The organism is Micromonospora sp. BQ32 (assembly GCF_059358895.1).
The window spans coordinates 1-3,891 of the sequence record NZ_JCADBI010000039.1; the positions used below are offsets into that span (position 1 = coordinate 1).

5 protein-coding genes and 2 tRNA genes are annotated in these 3,891 nt (G+C 71.3%); 4 read left to right on the plus strand and 3 right to left on the minus strand.

Annotated features, from left to right (window positions below; translation table 11 throughout):
• The first annotated feature begins 3 nt into the window (after positions 1–3).
• Positions 4–78: transfer RNA gene (locus tag AC5L30_RS32810), tRNA-Val, on the plus strand.
• Positions 79–152: 74 nt separating this feature from the next.
• Here the strand turns inward: AC5L30_RS32810 and AC5L30_RS32815 are convergent.
• Complete coding sequence (locus AC5L30_RS32815) at positions 153–650, minus strand: winged helix-turn-helix domain-containing protein (RefSeq protein ID WP_494872145.1); 498 nt, start codon at positions 648–650, stop codon at positions 153–155.
• Positions 651–817: 167 nt separating this feature from the next.
• Entirely contained in the window at positions 818–1,552 is a 735-nt protein-coding gene (locus AC5L30_RS32820; protein WP_494872142.1) for a GNAT family N-acetyltransferase, read from the minus strand.
• 117 nt (positions 1,553–1,669) lie between these two features.
• On the opposite strand from AC5L30_RS32820, the gene AC5L30_RS32825 reads away from it, so the two are divergent.
• Both AC5L30_RS32825 and AC5L30_RS32830 read left to right on the plus strand, forming a co-directional pair.
• Positions 1,670–2,251 carry a TetR/AcrR family transcriptional regulator gene (locus AC5L30_RS32825; protein ID WP_494872143.1) on the plus strand — a complete coding sequence of 194 codons (582 nt, stop codon included), beginning with the start codon at positions 1,670–1,672 and terminating at the stop codon, positions 2,249–2,251.
• Positions 2,252–2,297: 46 nt separating this feature from the next.
• Positions 2,298–3,254, plus strand: coding sequence for an NADP-dependent oxidoreductase (locus AC5L30_RS32830; RefSeq protein WP_494872144.1), 957 nt, complete (start codon positions 2,298–2,300; stop codon positions 3,252–3,254).
• A gap of 172 nt (positions 3,255–3,426) precedes the next feature.
• Here AC5L30_RS32830 and AC5L30_RS32835 read toward each other — a convergent pair whose 3' ends face one another.
• Entirely contained in the window at positions 3,427–3,669 is a 243-nt protein-coding gene (locus AC5L30_RS32835) for a DUF6458 family protein (RefSeq protein ID WP_091400768.1), read from the minus strand.
• 147 nt (positions 3,670–3,816) lie between these two features.
• Between AC5L30_RS32835 and AC5L30_RS32840 the strand changes: the two genes are divergently transcribed.
• Positions 3,817–3,889 (plus strand) — tRNA-Gly (locus AC5L30_RS32840).
• Positions 3,890–3,891: the final 2 nt, after the last annotated feature.

Consider the following 3,891-nt stretch of genomic DNA (forward strand, 5'->3'; position numbering starts at 1 on the left):
CACGGGCGATTGGCGCAGTGGGAGCGCGCTTCCTTGACACGGAAGAGGTCACTGGTTCAAACCCAGTATCGCCCACCAGAGGTGAACGGCTCGTTACCGGAAGACCGGTGACGAGCCGTTCCGCTTGTAGCGCGACTGTGGCGCGACGATCGTCAGTCGACGCTGAGTCGGTAGCCGATGCCCCGCACGGTGTGCACGCGCAGGGTCTCGTCGGCGGCGCGCAGTTTGCGACGTAACCGCTTCACGGCCGAGTGCAGGATCGACGTGTCGCCGAGGAACGCGCAGCCCCAGACCGATTCGAAGAGCCTCTCGTACGTCCAGACTCCGACCGGTGCGGTGGCGAGTTGGGTGAGCAGGTTGCGCTCGAGTCGGGTCAGGGCCAGTGCTTCTCCGCGCCACGTCACCCGGTGGTCCAGCGGGTCGATGGTGAGGTCACCGAGGCTGATCTGGCCGGCCGCGCCGACGCGTGGAGGGACCGCGACCGCGACCGGGGCTGGAAGGGGGGCGGTCGCGGACGCGGTGGCGGGGAGCCGCGCCGGCCCGCTGATGATCGGCCCGCCGATCATCGCCTGCAACTCCGCGAGGTCGGTGCAGATCACCAGGGTGCCGAGGCCGTCCAGGCGTCGGACCATCCGCTCGCGCACCGACACGTCAGCGGTCACGCAGAACACGAGGGACACATCGTCGATCACTGTCGTACCTCCCCAGGTGGCAGTAAAAGACAACGCTGTCTGAACCCGGTAGTCAATGGTTTCCGCCGGGCGGCCACCGTGCCATGAGCGCGGGCCCAGGCGCGGCCGGGCCCGCGCGCTCCCTTTCAGAAGGTCAACAGGCGGAACTCGCCCACCGGCTGGAAGCCCAGGCTGCGGTAGACCGACTCACCGACGGCCGACGAGGTGAGGGCGGCGGTGCGAGCACCCCGCTCGCCGGCCAGGTCGAGGGCGGCCCTGGTCATGGCCGCGCCGATGCCCCTGCGGCGTTGCTCCGGCTGGGTGCCGACGAAGTAGAGAGTGACCAGACCGTGGCTGATCCAGGCGACGGCCGTTGCGACGACGCGGCCGTCATCGAGGCGACCGGCCAGCCGGAGCACCGTGCCGTCCCCGGTGAACGCCTTCTCCCGTTCGATCGTCGCCGCCACGCCGTCCGTCGGGATTCCGGACACCCGGGCGTAGGCCGGGACGAACGCGTCGAGGTCGGTGGTTTCGGCGATGTGCACACCGGCGGGAGCCGGGACCTCGGCCGCCGCTCCGATCTCCATCGTCATGATCGGCATGCGGGCGACCTCCACCGCGCCGAGGGCGACCAGGCCGTCCCCGGTGCCGGCGTCGCTGTCCGGCCCGACCCACCAGATCCGGGGTACGCCGTGCAGGCGCTGCCGGGCCTCGGCGAGCGCGTCCTGCGGCGTGCGCCCGGCGACCCGCAGCACACCGTTGAGGGGTGGGTGCGGCACGTCACTGCGGTAGGTCGGGAGGTCCGGGCCTCCGGCCGCGCCGATGTTCCAACCGAGCAGGTACGCCCGGTGCGCGGCCAGGACGGTGTCGAGAGGCTCCATGATCTGGATCTTAACGCGGAGGTCGGCACCCCTTCCGGCCAGCGAAAACGGCTCGATTCGGTGGTTGTGACCGGCGATACTTTGTCGATCGTTCCAGATAGCGGGTAGCGTTCAGCCATGGCCCGCACCCGTGAGTTCGACCTCGACGCCGCGGTCAACGCTGCCATGGAGGTGTTCCGGAGCAAGGGCTACGAGGGCACCTCCATGCGTGACCTCTCCGAGGCGACCGGCTTGGGCAGCGGTTCGATCTACGCCGCGTTCGGCAGTAAGGACGGCCTCTACCTGGCGGTGCTCGACCTGTACCGGCAGCGCTACGCCACCCCGATGGTTGATCTGCTGCGCTCCGGCAACGACGCGCGAGCGGTCATCCGTGAGGTGTTCATCGGCGCGGTGGACGACATCACCGGCGACGGCCGGCACCTCTCCTGCCTCATCGTCGGTGCGTCGATGGAACGGGCACACCAGGATGTACGGGTCGCCGAGCGGCTCCGCTCGACCACGCAGTCCCTGGAGTTGGCGCTCTACGACCTGCTCGCCGAGGCGCAGCTGCGGGGTCAGATCACCACCGACCGCAGCGCCACCGACCTGGCCGGCTTCCTGGTGACCAGCCTCCAGGGCCTGCGGGTGATGGGTGCCATCAACCCGGACCGGGCGGCGCTGACGCGTTACGCCGAGGTCGCGCTCACCTGCCTGGACTGACCGGCGTACGAGGTGGTCGGCCGGGCATCCGAACAAGGAGTCGAGCATGAGAGCGGTCGGACTGCTGCGCTACGGCGGGCCCGAGGTGCTGCGGGTGGTCGAGCTTTCGACGCCGCACGCCGGCCCTGGTGAGGTGCGCATCCGGGTACGGGCGGCGGCGGTCAACCCGGCGGACACCCTGATCCGGGCCGGTATGACGCCGGTGCGACTGCGCGGCGGCGACCCGCTGCTGCCCGGCCAGGACATCGCCGGCACCATCGACGAGGTGGGCTCCGGGGTCAGTGGTGCTCTCGCTCCGGGCGACCCGGTGATGGCCATGATCAATCCGACCCGGGCGGCCGGCGGTGGGTACGCCGAGTGGGTTGTGCTCCCGGAGACCTGGGTGGCGTCCGCGCCGGCGGGCGTGTCACCTGCCGAGGCGGCCACCCTGCCGTTGAACGGGTTGACCGCCCTGCACGCCCTGGACCAGTTGCGGCTGCCACCGGGCAGCACCCTGGCGGTGACCGGAGCGGCCGGAGCGGTCGGCGGGTACGCGGTACAGCTCGCCAAGGCGGCCGGCCACCGGGTGTTGGCCGACGCGGCGCCCGGTGACGCCGAACTGGTCGCCGCGCTCGGCGCCGACGTGACGGTGACCCGAGGCCCGGGGGTTGCCGACCGCTTCCGGGAGTACGCCCCGGACGGGGTGGACGCCGCTGTCGACGCCGCGTTGCTCGGCGGCGCGCTGCTGCCGGCGGTGCGCGCGGGTGGTGCCGTCGCGCTGCTGCGCGGCGGGCCCGATCCGGCGCTGCGGGCACAGGCCGACCAGCGGGGGATCGACATGGTGTCCGCGTACGTGCACGAGTACGACGGGCGCCGCGACAAGCTCGACCTGCTTCGGCGGCTCGCCGAGGAGGGTGCGCTGACCCTGCGGGTCGCCGGGCGGTTCCCGCCGGAGGAGGCGGCCCGCGCGCATCAACTCCTGGAAGCCGGAGGGGTACGCGGCCGGTTGGTCATCGAGTTCTGATCCCGCCGCCGGCACCACCGGAACGTGTTGGTCCACTCACCGGCGGCGAGACCCGCCCGGCGTCTGCCGCGGCGCGGGGTCGCGGGTGCGACGGGCCGGCCACCGTCAGCGAGGCGGCCGGCCCGGAATCACGGTGCTCTGCCGGCTTCGCCAGCGGGTGGAGGTGGTCGGGTCACAGTGGCGGCGCGATGTCCCGCCGCTCCTCGACCTGGCGGTACTCCACCGGCTGCTCGGTGGTGGTGACGACCTGGCGGCGACGACCCCAGATCAGCGTGGTCATGATCAGGCCGAGCACGCCGGCGCCCATCAGGATCCAGCCGACCACGTCGAGGTTGATGCCGCCGACGCTCGCGTCCAGTGCGAAGGTGAGGATCGCGCCGAGCGCGATCAGGAAGATGCTGGTGCCGATACCCACGACAGCCTCCTTAAGGGGGTGTGGTGCGCTGTCGAGCCCCTCAGTACCCCGGGAGGGACCAGCGCAACCGTGACCGACCAGGGTGCCGTGCCAAGCGATCTTGGCATCGGGTAGAGTTCACCTGTCGCCGGCGGTTGTCGGGGACGTGCGGACGTAGCGCAGCTGGTAGCGCATCACCTTGCCAAGGTGAGGGTCGCGGGTTCGAATCCCGTCGTCCGCTCG

Coding starts and splice junctions, on each gene's coding strand:
- AC5L30_RS32820 (WP_494872142.1), bottom strand. CDS start 1,552: ATGGAGCCTCTCGACACCGTCCTGGCCGCGCACCGGGCGTACCTGCTC.
- AC5L30_RS32825 (WP_494872143.1), top strand. CDS start 1,670: ATGGCCCGCACCCGTGAGTTCGACCTCGACGCCGCGGTCAACGCTGCC.
- AC5L30_RS32830 (WP_494872144.1), top strand. CDS start 2,298: ATGAGAGCGGTCGGACTGCTGCGCTACGGCGGGCCCGAGGTGCTGCGG.